17 protein-coding genes, 2 tRNA genes and 1 other RNA gene are annotated in these 17,226 nt (G+C 39.5%); 7 read left to right on the top strand and 13 right to left on the bottom strand.

The window, feature by feature from the left end; all coding sequences use genetic code 11:
* Positions 1-104: 104 nt before the first annotated feature.
* From fusA to IRT38_RS07345, 4 genes are all read right to left on the bottom strand, one after another.
* Positions 105-2,243, bottom strand: a complete 2,139-nt coding sequence (gene fusA / locus IRT38_RS07360) for an elongation factor G (RefSeq protein WP_004913954.1) — start codon at positions 2,241-2,243, stop codon at positions 105-107.
* Between the two features lie 178 nt (positions 2,244-2,421).
* The gene (rpsG, locus tag IRT38_RS07355; RefSeq protein ID WP_004638185.1) at positions 2,422-2,892 is read right to left on the bottom strand and encodes a 30S ribosomal protein S7; all 471 of its coding nucleotides are present in this window, start codon (positions 2,890-2,892) and stop codon (positions 2,422-2,424) included.
* A 160-nt stretch (positions 2,893-3,052) separates the two neighbouring features.
* Positions 3,053-3,427 carry a 30S ribosomal protein S12 gene (rpsL, locus tag IRT38_RS07350; RefSeq protein ID WP_004638184.1) on the bottom strand — a complete coding sequence of 125 codons (375 nt, stop codon included), beginning with the start codon at positions 3,425-3,427 and terminating at the stop codon, positions 3,053-3,055.
* Between the two features lie 169 nt (positions 3,428-3,596).
* A complete protein-coding gene (locus IRT38_RS07345; RefSeq protein WP_194597328.1) occupies positions 3,597-4,949 on the bottom strand; it encodes an EcsC family protein in 1,353 nt (450 codons plus the stop codon).
* Between the two features lie 289 nt (positions 4,950-5,238).
* On the opposite strand from IRT38_RS07345, the gene IRT38_RS07340 reads away from it, so the two are divergent.
* From IRT38_RS07340 to IRT38_RS07330, 3 genes are all read left to right on the top strand, one after another.
* Entirely contained in the window at positions 5,239-6,468 is a 1,230-nt protein-coding gene (locus IRT38_RS07340; protein ID WP_194597327.1) for a beta-ketoacyl synthase N-terminal-like domain-containing protein, read from the top strand.
* An 18-nt stretch (positions 6,469-6,486) separates the two neighbouring features.
* Positions 6,487-6,939, top strand: a complete 453-nt coding sequence (locus tag IRT38_RS07335) for a CopD family protein (protein WP_004952667.1) — start codon at positions 6,487-6,489, stop codon at positions 6,937-6,939.
* A gap of 62 nt (positions 6,940-7,001) precedes the next feature.
* On the top strand, positions 7,002-7,526 hold the full coding sequence (locus IRT38_RS07330) for a hypothetical protein (protein ID WP_194597326.1): 525 nt from the start codon (positions 7,002-7,004) through the stop codon (positions 7,524-7,526).
* A 56-nt stretch (positions 7,527-7,582) separates the two neighbouring features.
* On the opposite strand, the gene IRT38_RS07325 is transcribed toward IRT38_RS07330, so the two are convergent.
* A complete protein-coding gene (locus IRT38_RS07325; protein ID WP_004913964.1) occupies positions 7,583-7,747 on the bottom strand; it encodes a hypothetical protein in 165 nt (54 codons plus the stop codon).
* Positions 7,748-8,581: 834 nt separating this feature from the next.
* On the opposite strand from IRT38_RS07325, the gene IRT38_RS07320 reads away from it, so the two are divergent.
* The gene (locus IRT38_RS07320; protein ID WP_151958361.1) at positions 8,582-10,207 is read left to right on the top strand and encodes an NAD+ synthase; all 1,626 of its coding nucleotides are present in this window, start codon (positions 8,582-8,584) and stop codon (positions 10,205-10,207) included.
* Positions 10,200-11,231: a hypothetical protein gene (locus tag IRT38_RS07315; RefSeq protein WP_112987589.1), complete on the top strand. Its 1,032-nt coding sequence runs from the start codon at positions 10,200-10,202 to the stop codon at positions 11,229-11,231. The genes IRT38_RS07320 and IRT38_RS07315 overlap by 8 nt, the downstream gene beginning before the upstream one ends.
* A 74-nt stretch (positions 11,232-11,305) precedes the next feature.
* Here the strand turns inward: IRT38_RS07315 and IRT38_RS07310 are convergent.
* From IRT38_RS07310 to coaD, 5 genes are all read right to left on the bottom strand, one after another.
* Positions 11,306-11,382 (bottom strand) — tRNA-Met (locus tag IRT38_RS07310).
* A 235-nt stretch (positions 11,383-11,617) separates the two neighbouring features.
* Positions 11,618-11,694, bottom strand: a tRNA-Met gene (locus IRT38_RS07305).
* A 62-nt stretch (positions 11,695-11,756) separates the two neighbouring features.
* An RNA gene (rnpB, locus tag IRT38_RS07300) (RNase P RNA component class A) lies at positions 11,757-12,112 on the bottom strand.
* 26 nt (positions 12,113-12,138) lie between these two features.
* Positions 12,139-12,402 carry a YfhL family 4Fe-4S dicluster ferredoxin gene (locus tag IRT38_RS07295; protein WP_004913970.1) on the bottom strand — a complete coding sequence of 88 codons (264 nt, stop codon included), beginning with the start codon at positions 12,400-12,402 and terminating at the stop codon, positions 12,139-12,141.
* A gap of 1 nt (position 12,403) precedes the next feature.
* Positions 12,404-12,895, bottom strand: coding sequence for a pantetheine-phosphate adenylyltransferase (gene coaD, locus IRT38_RS07290; RefSeq protein ID WP_099948220.1), 492 nt, complete (start codon positions 12,893-12,895; stop codon positions 12,404-12,406).
* A 130-nt stretch (positions 12,896-13,025) separates the two neighbouring features.
* Between coaD and smpB the strand changes: the two genes are divergently transcribed.
* Entirely contained in the window at positions 13,026-13,502 is a 477-nt protein-coding gene (gene smpB, locus IRT38_RS07285; protein WP_004663490.1) for an SsrA-binding protein SmpB, read from the top strand.
* Between the two features lie 42 nt (positions 13,503-13,544).
* Here the strand turns inward: smpB and IRT38_RS07280 are convergent, their stop codons facing one another.
* The 3 genes from IRT38_RS07280 to rluD all read right to left on the bottom strand — a co-directional run bounded on the left by IRT38_RS07280 (position 13,545) and on the right by rluD (position 16,010).
* A complete protein-coding gene (locus IRT38_RS07280) occupies positions 13,545-14,117 on the bottom strand; it encodes a flavodoxin family protein (protein WP_004913972.1) in 573 nt (190 codons plus the stop codon).
* Between the two features lie 83 nt (positions 14,118-14,200).
* Entirely contained in the window at positions 14,201-14,941 is a 741-nt protein-coding gene (gene pgeF, locus IRT38_RS07275) for a peptidoglycan editing factor PgeF (RefSeq protein WP_194597325.1), read from the bottom strand.
* Positions 14,942-14,960: 19 nt separating this feature from the next.
* Entirely contained in the window at positions 14,961-16,010 is a 1,050-nt protein-coding gene (gene rluD, locus IRT38_RS07270) for a 23S rRNA pseudouridine(1911/1915/1917) synthase RluD (protein ID WP_026057388.1), read from the bottom strand.
* A 71-nt stretch (positions 16,011-16,081) separates the two neighbouring features.
* Here rluD and IRT38_RS07265 point away from each other — a divergent pair, with 71 nt between their 5' ends.
* Positions 16,082-17,182: an outer membrane protein assembly factor BamD gene (locus IRT38_RS07265; protein WP_194597324.1), complete on the top strand. Its 1,101-nt coding sequence runs from the start codon at positions 16,082-16,084 to the stop codon at positions 17,180-17,182.
* The last annotated feature ends 44 nt before the right edge of the window (positions 17,183-17,226 follow it).

Here is a 17,226-nt window from a genome sequence, read left to right as displayed (position 1 = left end):
GGCTTTAGCCATGATGATCTTCCTTTATAAACTGCTCATGAGGGTCGCTCATGAGCGCTTGGTTTTTAACTAAATTTTAGTTGGGTAATATAGTAATCGAAAGATTACTCGTCGTCACCTTTTTTACCGCCAGCTTGGAACTTAGCGATGATGCCTTCAGCCACGTTACGTGGAGTTTCAGCGTACTTAGCGAATTCCATAGAATAAGTAGCACGACCTTGAGACATAGAACGCATTTGAGTAGCGTAACCAAACATCTCAGCTAATGGAACTTCTGCTTTAATTGCTTTTGTTCCACCAGGAAGATCGTCCATACCTTGAACCATACCACGACGACGGTTTAAGTCACCCATGATATCGCCCATGTAGTCTTCTGGAGTTTCTACTTCAACTTTCATGATAGGTTCAAGAAGAATTGGATCTGCTTTCATGAAACCATCACGGAACGCATAAGAACCAGCCATTTTGAACGATAATTCATCAGAGTCGACATCATGGTAAGAACCGTCAAAAAGAACAGCTTTAACGCCTACAACTGGGTAACCAGCCAAGACACCATTCTTCATACGTTCTTGAATACCTTTATCAACTGCACCGAAGAATTCTTTTGGTACTACACCACCAACAACTTCTTCAGCGAATTCGTATTCTTTACCAGCAGCTTCAACATCAAGTGGCTCTAAACGAACATATACATGACCGAATTTACCTTTACCACCTGTTTGACGTACGAATTTACCTTCCTGCTCAACAGTTTTCTTAATCGTTTCACGATAAGCAACCATTGGTTTACCGATATTCGCTTCAACACCGAACTCACGTTTCATACGGTCAACGATGATGTCAAGGTGAAGCTCACCCATACCAGCAATAATGGTTTGACCAGATTCTTCGTCAGTACGTACACGGAATGATGGATCTTCTTTCGCCAAACGACCTAAAGCAATTGACATTTTTTCTTGGTCAGCTTTAGTTTTTGGTTCAACAGCCAATGAAATTACTGGCTCAGGGAATTCCATACGCTCAAGTGTAATGATGTTTTTCTCATCACATAATGTATCACCAGTTGTAACGTCTTTAAGACCTACACACGCTGCGATATCACCTGCACGGATTTCATCAAGATCTTGACGCTCATTCGCATGCATTTGCACGATACGACCGATACGTTCACGCTTAGACTTAACTGGGTTATATACTGGGTCACCTTGTTTAAGAACACCAGAATAAACACGTACGAAAGTTAAGTTACCAACGAATTTGTCGTTCATGATTTTGAACGCAAGCGCAGAGAACGGAGCTTCGTCAGATGCTTCACGAGATGCTTTAGTTTCAGCTTTATCGTCAAGGATACCTTCGATCGCTTTAACTTCTGTTGGCGATGGTAAGAATTCAATCACAGCATCCAACATACGTTGAACACCTTTGTTTTTGAACGCTGAACCACAAAGCATCACTTGGATTTCAGATGCTAATGTACGAGCACGTAAACCTGCAACGATGTCTTCTTTAGAAAGATCACCCTCTTCAAGGTACTTGTCCATTAACTCTTCAGAAGCTTCAGCAGCCGCTTCAACCATGTTAGTACGCCATTCGTTAGCAGTATCAACTAGGTCAGCAGGAATCTCACCATATTCAAACTTCATACCTTGAGATGGTTCATCCCAAATGATCGCTTTCATTTCGATAAGATCTACAACACCTGCAAATGTATCTTCTGCACCGATTGGTACAACGATAGGTACAGGGTTACCGCCTAAACGAGTTTTAACTTGCTCTACAGCACGGAAGAAGTTTGCACCAGTACGGTCCATCTTGTTCACGAATGCTAAACGAGGCACTTTATATTTGTTAGCTTGACGCCATACAGTTTCAGACTGAGGTTGAACACCACCAACAGCACAGTAAACCATGCACGCACCATCAAGAACACGCATAGAACGCTCAACTTCAATTGTGAAGTCAACGTGTCCCGGTGTATCAATTACGTTGATACGGTGTTGTTCGAATTGGTTGCCCATACCAGACCAGAAACAAGTCGTAGCAGCAGAAGTAATGGTAATACCACGCTCTTGCTCTTGTTCCATCCAGTCCATTGTTGCTGCACCGTCGTGTACTTCACCAATTTTGTGAGATACACCTGTGTAGAACAAGATACGTTCAGTTGTAGTTGTTTTACCTGCGTCAATGTGCGCAGAAATACCAATGTTACGGTAACGAGTAATCGGGGTTTGGCGAGCCATGATGTCTTACATTCCTAAATGTTATCTTTAAAACAGGACGCATCAATTAAATTGATGCGCACGAATATCCAAGCAGGCAACTTAAATACCCGCAAAGCTCCCACTTTGATAAAGAGCGATGTTGAATCGAGCTGCTGTACGCATGAATATTCTCCTGATTAGGGACTGTTTTATCCGTTTAGAAACGGTAGTGAGAGAAGGCTTTGTTGGCTTCAGCCATACGATGCACGTCTTCACGTTTTTTGATCGCTGCACCTTTACCTTCAGCTGCATCAAGCAACTCACCAGCAAGACGTAAAGCCATCGTTTTTTCAGAACGCTTAGCAGCAGCATCTACTAACCAACGCATTGCTAAGGCAGTACGACGGGATGGGCGTACTTCCATAGGTACTTGATAAGTAGCACCACCAACACGGCGTGCTTTTACTTCGACCATAGGACGAACTTTTTCAAGAGTAGTCTCGAAAAATTCAACTGGGTCTACTTTGTTTTTTTCTTGAACACGCTCTAAAGCACCGTAAACGATACCTTCAGCTACAGATTTTTTACCATCTTGCATTACGTGGTTCATGAATTTAGCGATTGTTTGGCTGCTAAATTTTGGATCTGGAAGGATCTCACGAGCAGCGACTACGCGACGTCTTGGCATTTTAATACACCTAATATTATGACACTTCAGGATGATCCAGCAGTTTGTACAAGTGCCATGTACGCTACGCTGGCCTTACTATACGTCGCTTGAATTACAAATCTATGAAGAATTCAAACAAGCGAAACGCTAAAGGGTTGTTTGGGCTGGTTGCCTAGAATTACTTCTTAGGACGTTTAGCACCGTATTTAGAACGTGACTGGTTACGATCTTTCACGCCAGCACAGTCTAAAGAACCACGAACGGTATGGTAACGTACACCTGGTAAGTCTTTAACACGACCACCACGGATTAGAACAACACTGTGCTCTTGTAAGTTATGACCTTCACCACCGATATAGCTTGATACTTCAAAACCAGAAGTTAAGCGAACACGGCAAACCTTACGCATTGCTGAGTTAGGTTTTTTAGGAGTAGTCGTATATACACGTGTACATACACCACGACGTTGTGGACAAGCCTTCAACGCAGGAACTTTTGATTTTTCAATCAAAGTTGTACGACCCTTACGGATCAACTGATTTGTTGTTGCCATTTGGCAATTCTCCCGTTATTAAACAACCTTAAAAAGAAAAGCACCTCTTTTTAAGGGCACACAATTGTAAGTCAAGAAGTAAAAATGGTCAACATTGCAGGCTAAAGCAAGTGTCGACCATTTCTAGATTTTTGTTAACTTTTAGATGCTTTTATACATCACATATATATTAGCTATGCTTTGTTGATGCAGGCTCAATATCTATTGCCTTTTGTTCGGATAACTGTTCCGTCTCATCAGCCAAGGTGTCATCACCATCTGTCGCTTTAATCGCTGGTTTTTGTTGAGAATATTCATGTTCTGTTACATGTTGTTCAGCAAGCTTCTGAATACCCTCTTCAACTTTTTCATCTTTTGTTGAATTTTCTATGAGCTCATCTTTTATCTGAACAGCCACATGAGTGATAACATCATTTTTTAGATTTTCGGCTGGAGCTATTTTACTTGCGACATCAAGTTCTGTTGCCTGTAAAAGTTTTGGACTTGCTTTTCTTAATAATGCTTCAGCTTTGTAATACGCCTCTAATGGAGAAATCTTTTCATTAGGATGCTCATTTATATAGAATCGCGCCGCACCAAATACTGATTGTGATTTATGCCCCACATCTTCTAGAAGTTTCCAGCTATAAAAACCACCGACAACTGCACCCGCGATCGGTGTTAGTTTCCCAATCACTGAAGCTTGTGGAATATGATTTAACCACCCCCACTTAAATTGCCCATCAGCATCAACCAACCACTTCTTCAACAATTCAACATCATTATTAGAGCCTAATAACTGTTGGAAATGTTGTAAATCATGCGTGTCTAACATTGATTGTAAAGCTTTTAAAGCAAGTAATAATGTTTGTTTTTCTGCGACTAGACCTAAATCAATTTCTTTAAAAATAAAGGCCACGATATCTTGATCAACCTCTTCAGATAAATCGAAACCATGAGAGCGACCAGTTTGGTAAATCGTGCGTAATGCCAAAACGATCGAAGCAGGTATATCGATTGCAGCACCCCAAACTCCAGTAGCACCAGTAATTAATCCCTGAGCAGCTGCAAGTAATTTATTTTGCTCAATGAGTGCCTGACTTAAACGTTGCGAGCGCCCAGTATCCTGTGTCAACTCAGCAAGATCTTTAACTCCTGCTTCTTCTTGAATCTTTTCAGTCAAAGAACTATTTGAACTAAATTCATTCAACCATTGAAATAAATAATCTGAAACTTTTTCACCTAAATCAGGTGAAACAAAAGTCGCCACATTATTTACCTTCGTATAATGCTTACCTAGCAATTGATGTGACAATTTAGGAAGTTGTTGACGCAGCATCTGTTGAGGGCTTTCATATTTCTCCACTTCAAATGGACTTTTGAAACGCGCATTTCCTTCAACAATATTAGATGAATTGGAAAGTTTCGCACCAGATGTTATCGGGGCAACTTGAAGTTTTTGCAATTCAGAGCTGAGCTTTTTAGCCACTCCAAATGCTTGGGCAAATAAACCTGAAGTTTGCTTATTTTTAGAATTTGTCATCAAGTACCTCTATTCTTTAATCTGTGCATTTCTAGGTAAATACTAGGTTGAATACAGATTTATCTCAACTTGAATCTGTATAATTTCATTAGCTTTCACCTTAAGTCGTTCTAAACTTACTAATCTTTACATAACTGAAAATAGACATAATATTTGCCATAAGAAATAAAAAACCTTTCTGCTATCATGGTGTCATTCACTCATGAGCCGATTTGATCGTTATTTTCTCCTGATTTTAACTATAGCGATGTTGTACAAGGCTTAGTATTACCATAAAAGGGAACTGTAAATGAAACGTGTTGTAATCACTGGTATGGGCATCAACTCATGTATCGGTAACTCTTTGGAAGAGGTTACTCATTCTCTAAAAAATGGAATCTCTGGGACACGTTTTAACCCAACTTATGCTGAACTTAATTTCAAAAGTCATGTGAGCGCAGCAGCTGTTCAAGATTTTGATGGCATTGATCGTAAATTGAAACGCTTCATGGGCGTGTGTGCGATGTATGCTTACAATGCCGCTATTGCAGCCATTGAACATGCAGGTCTCAAACAAGAAGACCTAGCTAACAACCCAAGATACGGTATTGCTGGTGGTAGTGGCGGTAACTCAACTGCTTCTGTTGCAGAGATGGTTAAATTACTGGAAGAAAAAGGTGCACGTAAAATTGGACCTTTCTTTGTTCCACGCAACATGAGTAATACGATTACTGCAAACGTTGGTGTTGCATTAAAACTACAAGGTATTGCTCACTCTATTACTAGTGCATGTGCAACTTCTGCTGATGCAATTGGTTATGCTTACAACCTGATTCAATTAGGTAAACAAGATTTAATGCTTGCTGGTGGTGGTGAAGAAGATCACTGGTCTCAAAGCTTACTTTTTGATGCTATGGGTGCATTGTGTTCTAAATATAACGATACACCAGAAACAGCATCTCGTCCTTATTCAGCTGACCGTGACGGTTTCGTGATCGCGGGTGGTGGTGGCTTTGTGGTTCTTGAATCACTTGAGCATGCTCAAGCACGCGGTGCGAACATTTTGGCAGAAGTAGTCGCTTATGCTGCCAACAGTGACGGTGCAGATATGGTTGCTCCATCTGGGGAAGGTGCTACGCGTTGTATCCTCATGGCACTTGATGAAGCAAAACAACATGGCATTGAACAAATCGATTATGTCAATACTCACGGGACTTCAACACCTGCAGGTGACGTAACCGAATTAAAAGCAATGGAACGTGCTTTTGGCGAAGGTAATGTACCTGCACTAAGCTCAACCAAATCAATGACTGGCCACAGTTTGGGTGCAGCAGGTGTACAGGAAGCAATCTACTCTGTACTAATGATGCAAAATGACTTCATCGCACCGAACATCAACGTTACAGAACTAGATGAAGGCGCGAAAGGTTTCGATATTATACTTGAAAAACGTGATGCAAAACTGAATACTGTCATGAGTAACAGTTTTGGCTTTGGCGGTGTTAACGCTTGCCTTATTTTCAAGAAGTGGGATGCATAATCCCACATAGGATTATCGATGGATGCACCTTCTGATGCTTTCTTGTGGGTAAAAGCATTACATATTATTGCTGTGGTGTGTTGGTTCGCTGCGTTGTTCTATCTACCACGGCTTTATGTTTATCATGCGATGAGTGAGGATGCTGTAAGTCATCAACGCTTTGAAGTAATGGAACGTAAGTTATATCGTGGCATCATGTGGCCATCAATGATTGCCACGCTTGTGACTGCCCATTTCCTTGTGGATTGGGGTGATGCCACTCGCCATTATCATGAAGCCTTATGGTTTTATCTTAAAGTGGCTTTAGTCGGACTCCTAGTCATTTACCATCTTGTATGTGGCTATTACCGAAAGAAACTCATCGGGAATGCACATTATAAATCTCATAAGTTTTGGCGCTTCTTTAATGAAATGCCAACAGTGATTTTATTTGCAGTTGTCATTCTCGTTGTTGTAAAGCCTCAGTTTTAACTGGGGCTTTTTTTATTTGAATTGAGGTCATATTTTTAATCAAATACAATTATAGAACTCAAATGAACAAACTTCTAAAGCATCGTATTGAATGGTTAAGATCTCGACTGATCTCTGAACTGATTTCCTTCCTCAACATACAAGAATTTGAATATCGTGGCTTAACTAATGGTGAAATTGCGATTGCTCAATCTGTATTTGGCGAACTTATTCATTATTCAGAAGTAAAAATTTTCAATATCCCCTATCTACCTTGGCAACCTGAAAACATATTTATAGCGCCAAATGGCAACCTGTACGTTCATCAAAAATATTTTAGTAAAGATTACTCAAAATGTTCAATCGGATTGCAAAGTCTCTTCATTCATGAACTTGCACATATTCTGCAGTTTCAGCAAAACACAAATGTGATTGTAAAAGGTGCAATATTGCAACTTGGTTATTATCTAAGTTTTAAACAATACAACCCTTACCGGTATCAATTTATAGTTGGAAAGAAATTCAATGAATATAACATTGAACAGCAAGGTGACATCGCACGTGATATTTTTCTAAAAAAAGTTCCAAATATTATTCTTCAGAAATAAAAAAAGCCCTGTCGTTTATTTACAGGGCTTTTCAGCTTGAAACATCATTAGCAATTCTATGCTGCTGTGTTTTTACTGCTCTCTGAGCTAAGTTCATGACTATCATCCATTTCAGTCGTAAAATCTACACGCATCGCATCTTTAACAATTGTACCGATACGTCCCACACCAATTGCCAATCCAAAAGCAATTACTGGATATAAGATTGTTGGAATCACCATAACTTATTACCTCTCATCAAAAGTTTAATTAATCAAACTTACTCTGACTCTTGTACTTGCTCTTGGAACATTAAAGTACCAATACGACCAACTACAACAGCTAAACCAAACGCAATTACTGGAAAAAATACAACTGACATAATCATTACCTCTCTTAACAGACCATTATTTATAAAACTATTTATTTATCATCTTGGTTTAACAAGATAGTTCCCACACGACCTACTGCGATAGCAGAACAAGACGCAACAACTAAAACTAAAAGTACTGACATTTCTATTTCCTCTTCTTATATGCGAAATGCATATTTTTACTGTTACATCTAGTGTACAGATGTTCACATTAATTAGGATAATAGCAGTGCACATTTGTACACTCAAGTGTAGCAAAAGAATTCCCGACGAACGGTCAAAAAAGAATCATTTCAATAAAATTATGTTTTTGATAGATTTAAATTTTACGAAAACTCTAATTTTTTGTATTTTTTATCCCATTACCGAAATAATCGAAAAAAGAGTGTTTCTATTCATGTCATTGAACTGTCATTTCGGTATGCGAAAGTGACACGAAAAAAAAGAATAAATGACAATACTAAGTTTATTCATAGTCATGCACCATCACTACGCAACCATTTAAAAATGTTGCTCTTTAAAACAGAAAAACTTGTTATTTTTACGCAGAAAAATGTGCAATTAGTATATATTAGACACCTTGTCATTTTTCTTTAAGATATAGAATGTTTGGCGCTATGATATACAACGTTCTTTAAAATTATACTTACACAAATCAAGAACTTGTATATCAACACATGTTAAGACTCAGGATTAAGTTTGAATGAAAAATTTTAAAATTGCCCTTGCCCAGTTCTCTCCGCATATTGGCAATATTGACGCAAATACTCAAAAGATGGTTGAGCAAGCAAATTTAGCAAAACAGCAGCAAGCTGATTTAATCATCTTTCCAGAATTATCAACAATCGGATATCCAGCTGAAGATTTATTGATTCGACCTAATTTAAGCAAACGCACTCAGAAAGCATTTGCACAATTAAGTGAAGTCAAAGATATCGTCATGGTATTTGGTTTTGTTCATCAAACCGAAGATGGCTACCGCTATAACTCAGCAGCCGTGATGAAAGATGGACAAGTTTTAGGGATTTATAATAAGCATAACTTGCCAAATTATGGTGTTTTTGATGAAAAACGCTACTTCCAAGAAGGTCATCAGCATCTAATTTTTGAATATTTAGGTCATAAATTTGGTGTACTTATTTGTGAAGATGTTTGGTCACTGAATACTGTTAAGCAATTAAGCCAGCTCAATGTAGAAACAGCATTAGTTCTTAATGCTTCACCTTACGAAGTAGGTAAACCGCAACATCGTATCCAAACTTTAAATGAGTTAGCTAAACAGTTAAATCTCAATCTAGTTTATGTTAACCAAGTAGGTGGTCAAGATGATCTAATTTTTGATGGTTCAAGTTTTGTAACCAACAAAAATGGAGAAATCGCACTACAAGCTCCAAGTTTCCAAGAATCAATTTATTTTGTTGAATATGATGCAGAGCAAAAAGAATTCAAAAAAACTGAATCAGCTCCTGCACTTGAGACCTTTGCTGAAATTTATCAAGCACTCGTAATGGCAACTCGTGATTACGTTCAACGTTCAGGCTTCCCAGGTGTCATTTTAGGTTTATCTGGTGGTATTGATTCTGCATTAACACTTGCAATCGCAGTGGATGCGATCGGTGCAGATAAAGTTCAAGCAGTGATGATGCCATATACATACACGTCACAAATGAGTGTGGAAGATGCGACCGAGCAAGCTCGTCGTATGGGCGTAACTTTTGGTATCGCTGAGATCCATCCTATTGTAAATAGCTTTATGCAAACGCTTTATCCATTCTTTGGAAACACACCAGCTGATGCAACCGAAGAAAACTTACAAGCACGTACTCGCGGTACGCTATTGATGGGCTTATCTAATAAGTTTGGTAATCTCGTATTATCGACTGGTAACAAATCTGAAATATCAGTTGGTTACTGCACCCTTTATGGCGATATGGTTGGTGGTTTTTCTGTATTGAAAGATGTCTACAAAACCATCGTATTTGAATTAGCAAAATATCGTAATACTTTAAGTGAAACCCCTGTAATTCCAGAGCGTGTGATCAGCCGCCCCCCTTCTGCCGAGTTACGCCCTGATCAAACTGACCAAGACTCTTTACCAGCTTACGATGTACTTGATGCGATACTTTATGCATACATCGAAGAAGATCAAAGCCAAGCAGATATTATTGCGAGAGGATTTGATGCTGAAGTGGTAGAAAAAGTGATTCGATTGGTTGATCGCAACGAATACAAACGTCGTCAAGGTGCAATCGGACCACGCATCAGCTCACGTGCTTTTAGCCGTGAACGACGTTACCCTATCGTCAACGGATGGACAACGAATGACTGAAAAAATTGTTTCTGAAAAGTCACAATTACTTGCTCAAGCACTTATGCTTGAGCAAGTGGCCTTTTATAAAAACCAACTCACGACACAACTCTCACCCGAGTTTTTCCAACAGTTTATTCAGCTTTTTTTACAACATGCTCCGAATATAAAACTGAAAGAAGTTGTAGAGCTTGATCAAATTCAAGCTGTAGTTAAACGCTATGCTTTTGAAATGCAATTAGGTGCTGGACTATTAGAATTCATTGGAGAAATTGCCCAACGTCTTCATGTTTTTTCCCTGCAATCCTCAGCACAACTCCAAGATGTATTCTCAGATCATCAATTTGAAATGTGGCTATCTAAAATCTTAGAATTAGATAATATTCGACAATATTTGAATAAATTTCTAAAAGAAAGCCCATCCATTGAGCAGCTCTGCTTATATATAGCAACCTCTACACTACAAAATAAATTACCCAAACTATTTGCTACAGCTGATGAAGAAAAAGCTCAAGATAGTAAATATGAATGGCAGCAGAAATTAAAAACTTTTTCCTATCGCCAACAACAACGTATTGAGCAAAAAATAGAAGAAAGTATTGCACGCTTTATTCAAGAACAACTTGTTGATTTGAGTCTATTATCAAATGATGATCTAGAAAGTTTGGCACGCAATATATGGGACGATAATAAATCTAAACCACTCTCTGAATACACTAAGCAAGTCACTCCTCTAGATGTAGAAGAGTTCTTTGTGATGATCTATGAGTATTGGAAAGAATTACGCCAGTCTTCATTTTTGCAAGATCTGATTCTCTATGGCGTTAAAGTTTTCTATGATTTTTATAAAGATGAAAGCCTACAAGATGTTTTCATAGCTATTGGCTTGGAAGAAAGCGATCTACGCAATGAGGCAGTTCGTTTTTATCCAAAAGTTGTTAAAGCCTTAGATGAACATAATGTGTTAGAACCCATTATTCACATGGTTTTAAAACCTTTCTACGACAACCCTCAGACCCTACAAGTTATCGAAAAACATCTCTAATCTAGCTCAAGTCAGCGCTGAGTAGAAAAGAACTATAGATAAAAAGAAACCACGCAGGAGCGTGGTTTTTAAAATGGTGGCTATGACGAGACTTGAACTTGTGACCCCCGCATTATGAGTGCGGTGCTCTAACCAACTGAGCTACATAGCCGTAAACTGTGTGCGCATTATCTAGTGTTCCGCTTAAACGGTCAAGCCTATGACGTTGAAAATACGGAACATATGAACAGTTTTTATTCTTTTAAATCACATTTGATCATTTTTCGGCAATTTCATAAAAATTTAAAGACTTAACTAAACTGTAAAATTAGTTTGTTAAAAAGGTATTTAAAAAATTATAAAAACAATAGACAAAAAGAGACCACGCAGGAGCGTGGTCTATAAAATGGTGGCTATGACGAGACTTGAACTTGTGACCCCCGCATTATGAGTGCGGTGCTCTAACCAACTGAGCTACATAGCCGAAAACTGTGGGCGCATTATCTTAACTTTCGCTACACACGTCAAGCACAATTTTCAAAAAAACTTAGAAGTGGGCCTATAAGCCGGGTTCTGTCGAGGACGATCATTCCTCTAGGCGTACAATCACTCATACGCTCAAGCGACCTACCCGAATCCAGTACGGGCCGTACCTCAGGATTCCTATTTGGTCTTGCTTCTGGTGGGGTTTACCTTGCCGTGAACTGTTACCAGACACGCGGTGCGCTCTTACCGCACCCTTTCACCCTTACCTCACGAATGAGGCGGTCTACTCTCTGCTGCACTTGCCGTCGGCTTTCGCCGCCCAGGCGTTACCTGGCACCCTGCCCTATGAAGCCCGGACTTTCCTCCCCTGCTTCAGTCACGGAGACCTCCACAGCAGCGACCGTCCAGCCCACTTCGAGGCGCATATTATCAAAGTTCAAAGTTAATTGCTTGTATTTTTTTGCGCTGTCAATTTTTTATATTTTTCCATCAGTTGGTCTTGTGACTCAACATGATTGGGATCAAGAGGAATACAATCAACTGGACAAAATAGTTGGCACTGCGGTTTGTCATGATGACCCACGCACTCAGTACAAAGCGCAGGATCAATCTCATAGATTGATTCCCCCATATAAATTGCTTCATTGGGACATACAGGCTCACAGACATCACAATTGATGCATTCATCTGTTATATATAAAGACACGCTACCAACCTTGTTGATGTTTACGCTCAAATGCCTCAACGACGACAGCAGGCACGAACTTGGTTACATCACCCTTTAAACGAGCGATTTCACGAACTAATGTCGATGAAATAAACGAGTATTGCTCTGAAGGCGTTAGAAATACAGACTCAAAATGAGGATCAAGCTGACGATTCATATTGGCTAATTGGAATTCATATTCAAAGTCAGAAATCGCTCTTAGACCACGAAGTACAGCTGTAGCACGTTGTTCACGGAAAAAGTTAACCAACAAGCCATCAAATCCTACAAACTCAACATTGGTTAAATGACTTAATGATGCTTTGGCTAACTCAACACGCTCTTCTAAACTAAACACAGGATTTTTATGATGACCAATTGCAATTGCAACAACTACTTCATCAAACATTTTTGATGCTCTTGCAACTAAATCAACATGTCCATTGGTAATCGGATCAAAGGTCCCTGGATAAATCACACGTGTTTTAGACATGCGTTGTACTCTAAGTGAATGAGATAAGGCATGTATTTTAACAAAAGTTCGCAATAAACGCGAAATTCCTAAACAATGGAAAAAGGTTACGTTTTACGGCACAATAGATGCAATTGTGGAAGTTTGAATTATGGCGCAAGCAACAGTTGTAAAAAAACATAATGGTGGCACGATTGCTCAGAATAAAAGAGCGCGTCACGATTACTTTATCGAAGAAAAATTTGAAGCAGGCATGTCACTTCAGGGTTGGGAAGTAAAATCCTTACGTGCTGGACGTATGACCTTGTCTGAAAGTTATGTCATTTTTAAAAATGGTGAAGCCTTTTTATTTGGTTCACAGATTCAGCCTTTATTGTCTGCATCAACCCATGTCGTACCTGAATCGACACGTACACGAAAGTTATTATTATCTCGTCGTGAACTAGAAAAGTTACTAGGTGCTGTGAACCAAAAAGGTTATTCATGTGTTCCTTTAGCCTGCTATTGGAAAGGTCACTTGGTTAAGCTCGAAATTGCGTTGGTCAAAGGTAAGCAATTACATGACAAACGTGCTACGGAAAAAGACCGTGATTGGCAGCGTGATAAAGCACGTATGTTGCATAAATAATAAAAAAAACCTCCAAGGATATTGGAGGTTTTTTTATAGGTATCAGATGTTGATCTGTTTTAATCGTAATTCTGCTAAATATTTGCCAAATTTACGTGCGGTTTCTAAATCACCTTCTGGTGGCGTTACTTCGACGCTTGCATTATCTGACTGAGTCATTAAACCTAAAAAACTGGACATACGGTTAATATCTGATGGACTTCGTCCTGTTGGCATAAACGGTAAACCCGCCCATAACATGCCATGCTGCATCGCAAACAGATTGATCTGTTGCAACACCGCCAATTTATCACCGCTTAATCCACCACCATTGGTAAAGCCCGCAGCTATTTTGCCTTGCCAAGTTCGCGCCAGCCATCGCTTAGACGAGTCTTCCATGAATTGCTTGAGCGCAGAAGTCAGACTACCCATATAAGTTGGGCAACCCATTACGATCACATCAGCTTGATCGATTAAATCCCACTGTGGAGCAGCAACAGAAATGAGATGCACTTCTGCCCCTCCCTGTTCCGCACCTTGAGCAATATGTTGAGCAACTTTTGCAGTATGTCCATAAGGACTATGAAAAATTACACAAACTTGAACTTTAGGAGTTTCTTGATCAATGAAAGACATGGAAAATTTAAAAACCAATGAATTGAATCAAGTTTAACATTTTTCATCACAACTAAGCGAATCAACTGCTTATTGAATTAAAATTATTGCATAAACACAAATGTTGCCATACGTCCTGTTTTAGAATCTCGACGATAAGAAAAATAATCTGTTGTTTGTTGGAATGAACATTGATTGCCACCCAAAACATTCTGCACACCTAAGCGATTTAAAATAAATCGAGCGATTGCATATAAATCAGCTAAATATTTACCCTCAGTCTGTCCTGAGATAAATGCAAATTCCAGTTCAGTATATTTTTCACAGAATGCAGCTTTCACCTCTGCCCCGACCTCAAAGCAAGGTTGACTAATCGCAGCTCCTAACCACGCCCATTCTGGCTGTGATTGCATCTGAGCGACGGTATTTTCAATGATACCATTCGCCAAACCTCTCCAGCCTGCATGTAGATTAGCAACCTCTGTACCCTCAGCATTTCCTAAAACAACTGGTAAACAATCCGCTGTCATCATCATGAGTGCATGTCCTGCACGCTGTGTGACTAAGCCATCGCCTTCAGGGGCATTAAATGGAATTTGTTCATTGATAGTTAGACAAATCGTGCTGTGCGTTTGTGTCATCCATGTAATCTTATCAACACCATAATTTGATAGTTGATGAAGCAAAATCATGCGATGTTGCTGAACTCGCTGTGCTTCATCATTAACATGCAATGCTAAATTAAAACCTTTTAGATTTTGATTTGGCGTTGCAATCGCTTGAGGATGCTCAATACACGTTTGACCGACGTAAACACCTTTAGGCAAACCTTGTACAAATTCCATATTTTATTCCAAAGATCGTTTAATAAGCCTTATTTTCAGTGCGCAATACTTCAACTAATTGCTTAAAGTCTTCAGGCCACGGAGCTTCAAACATCATTTCTTCACCAGTGCGAGGATGAACGAGACCAAGTTTTGCTGCATGCAAGGCTTGACGTTTAAAGCTACGCAACATATCAATCAATGTTTCAGAAGCACCAGCAGGTAAACGCACACGATTTACATAGACTGGATCACCGACTAAACCATATCCTAGATAGCTAAAATGCACGCGGATCTGATGAGTACGTCCTGTTTCTAGTTGCGCTTGAACGCGAGTAAAATCTCTAAATCGTTCTTTCACGTTATAGTGAGTTACCGCTTCTCGACCACCAGGTAGGATCGCCATTTTCACGCGATCGACTGGATGTCTTTTAATCGGCTCATCAATCGTTCCACCAGCGATAATGTTTCCATAAACCACTAGATCATATACACGATAGACTGTTTTTTTAGCGAGTTGTTTACTTAGCGAAAATTGAGCTTCTAGATTTTTGGCAACAACCAATAAACCACTGGTATCTTTATCAATACGATGAACTAAACCAGCTCGAGAAAGTTCTGCAAGTTTTGGCGCATGATAAAGTAATGCATTGACCAATGTTCCCGATGGATTACCAGCACCTGGATGAACGACCATCCCTACTTCTTTATTGATCACGATAATATCATCATCTTCATAGACGACATTGAGTGGTATATTTTCAGGCTGGCTTGTCGTTTGTGCTTCTAACTCAACTTCTAAGGTTAGAAGTTCATTACCTTCACAACGATACTTCGGTTTTACGATGTTACCATTTACCAACAGATGACCATCTTTCATCCACTGTTTAAGTTTTTCTCGCGAAAATTCGCTCCATACCATAGCCGCGACTTGGTCGATACGCTGACCGAGATACTCTTCATCGAGTTGTATTTGCAACGATAAACGTGTTGCAGTTGAGTCAGAATTATGATTATCTGCATCCACAGAATCTTCGAGTAAGAAATCTGTTTCAGAGAAGTTTGAATTGGAAGATTGTGCTGAAGTCATTTGATGATCGGTACAAAAATGGTTTAATAGAACCATTGTAGCTCATTGCCCAGAATAACAGAGGAGTTTTTATGTCGCTACCACGTTATAAAATTACGATGCTTGCACTTTCTTTAGGTGTAGCGTCTGCATTTGTGGGCTGTAGCAGCAATCCAAGTAAAAAAGAAGTGGTTGATAAAGGACCACAATCAAGTGAGCAAGTTTATTTCGAAAAAGCACAAAAGTCTCTTGATCGCAATCAATACACTGATGCGGTTAAATCTCTTGAAGCGTTAGATACCTACTATCCAACAGGACGCTACACGCAACAAGCTCAACTTGAACTTCTCTATGCAAAATTCAAACAGAAAGATTATGAAGGCACGATTGCGCTTGCAGAGCGTTTTATCCGTCTAAATCCACAGCATCCAAATGTTGATTATGCTTATTATGTTCGTGGCGTAGCGAACATGGAAATGAACTACGATAGCTTAATTCGTTACACCTCTTTACAACAGTCACATCGTGATGTGAGCTATGTAAAAGTTGCATACCAGAATTTTGTGGATTTAATTCGCCGTTTTCCAAGCAGTAAATATTCTGTTGATGCAGCTCAACGCATGAAATTTATTGGTCAAGAATTGGCTGAAAGTGAAATGAATGCGGCACGTTTTAATATCCAACGTAAAGCATGGTTGGCTGCAGCTGAGCGCGCACAATGGGTGATTGAGCATTATCCTCAAACACCTCAAACACCTGAAGCTTTAGCGACACTTGCCTACAGCTATCAAAAGCTTGGCGACAATTCGACTGCACAACAGTATATCGAAATTCTAAAACTCAATTATCCAAACCTTGTGAAATCAAACGGTGAAGTAAATCTACGCGCTGCTCGCAAAGAAGGTAGTTGGGTAAATCGTGCTACTTTGGGCTTGTTAGGTCGTGAATCTAAAACAGTTGAAGTGAAAGAAGAAGAAGTTAAATCTGAAGCTCAACAGCGCAGCCTAACCAACCGCCTAAGTTTTGGTTTACTTGATAAATCTGAAACAGAGTCAACCTCTCAACCTGAAGCCGTTGTCACACCAGAAGCACCAGCTGAAAATAATAAGCCTAGTTGGACAAATCGTCTTAGCTTTGGGCTTTTAGATAAACCAGAAGTAACAAACTCATCAGAGGACGATGCTGCAAACTAATTTGCAATCATCTGATACATCAAACAGGCAAGACTCTCCTTGCC

Source organism: Acinetobacter sp. SK-43, assembly GCF_015351505.1.
Lineage (GTDB): Bacteria > Pseudomonadota > Gammaproteobacteria > Pseudomonadales > Moraxellaceae > Acinetobacter > Acinetobacter junii.
Note: the sequence above shows the minus strand (reverse complement) of the source record. Positions and strands in the feature narration are given on the sequence as shown.

Bases quoted from the DNA above. Each gene is read 5' to 3' on its own strand.
- coaD (WP_099948220.1), bottom strand. From the start codon at position 12,895: ATGTCTAAAACACGTGTGATTTATCCAGGGACCTTTGATCCGATTACC.
- IRT38_RS07315 (WP_112987589.1), top strand. From the start codon at position 10,200: ATGACTGAAAAAATTGTTTCTGAAAAGTCACAATTACTTGCTCAAGCA.
- IRT38_RS07265 (WP_194597324.1), top strand. From the start codon at position 16,082: ATGTCGCTACCACGTTATAAAATTACGATGCTTGCACTTTCTTTAGGT.
- rpsL (WP_004638184.1), bottom strand. From the start codon at position 3,427: ATGGCAACAACAAATCAGTTGATCCGTAAGGGTCGTACAACTTTGATT.
- smpB (WP_004663490.1), top strand. From the start codon at position 13,026: ATGGCGCAAGCAACAGTTGTAAAAAAACATAATGGTGGCACGATTGCT.
- IRT38_RS07345 (WP_194597328.1), bottom strand. From the start codon at position 4,949: ATGACAAATTCTAAAAATAAGCAAACTTCAGGTTTATTTGCCCAAGCA.
- IRT38_RS07335 (WP_004952667.1), top strand. From the start codon at position 6,487: ATGGATGCACCTTCTGATGCTTTCTTGTGGGTAAAAGCATTACATATT.
- IRT38_RS07320 (WP_151958361.1), top strand. From the start codon at position 8,582: ATGAAAAATTTTAAAATTGCCCTTGCCCAGTTCTCTCCGCATATTGGC.
- IRT38_RS07280 (WP_004913972.1), bottom strand. From the start codon at position 14,117: ATGTCTTTCATTGATCAAGAAACTCCTAAAGTTCAAGTTTGTGTAATT.
- pgeF (WP_194597325.1), bottom strand. From the start codon at position 14,941: ATGGAATTTGTACAAGGTTTGCCTAAAGGTGTTTACGTCGGTCAAACG.
- rluD (WP_026057388.1), bottom strand. From the start codon at position 16,010: ATGACTTCAGCACAATCTTCCAATTCAAACTTCTCTGAAACAGATTTC.
- IRT38_RS07325 (WP_004913964.1), bottom strand. From the start codon at position 7,747: ATGGTGATTCCAACAATCTTATATCCAGTAATTGCTTTTGGATTGGCA.
- IRT38_RS07340 (WP_194597327.1), top strand. From the start codon at position 5,239: ATGAAACGTGTTGTAATCACTGGTATGGGCATCAACTCATGTATCGGT.
- fusA (WP_004913954.1), bottom strand. From the start codon at position 2,243: ATGGCTCGCCAAACCCCGATTACTCGTTACCGTAACATTGGTATTTCT.
- rpsG (WP_004638185.1), bottom strand. From the start codon at position 2,892: ATGCCAAGACGTCGCGTAGTCGCTGCTCGTGAGATCCTTCCAGATCCA.
- IRT38_RS07330 (WP_194597326.1), top strand. From the start codon at position 7,002: ATGAACAAACTTCTAAAGCATCGTATTGAATGGTTAAGATCTCGACTG.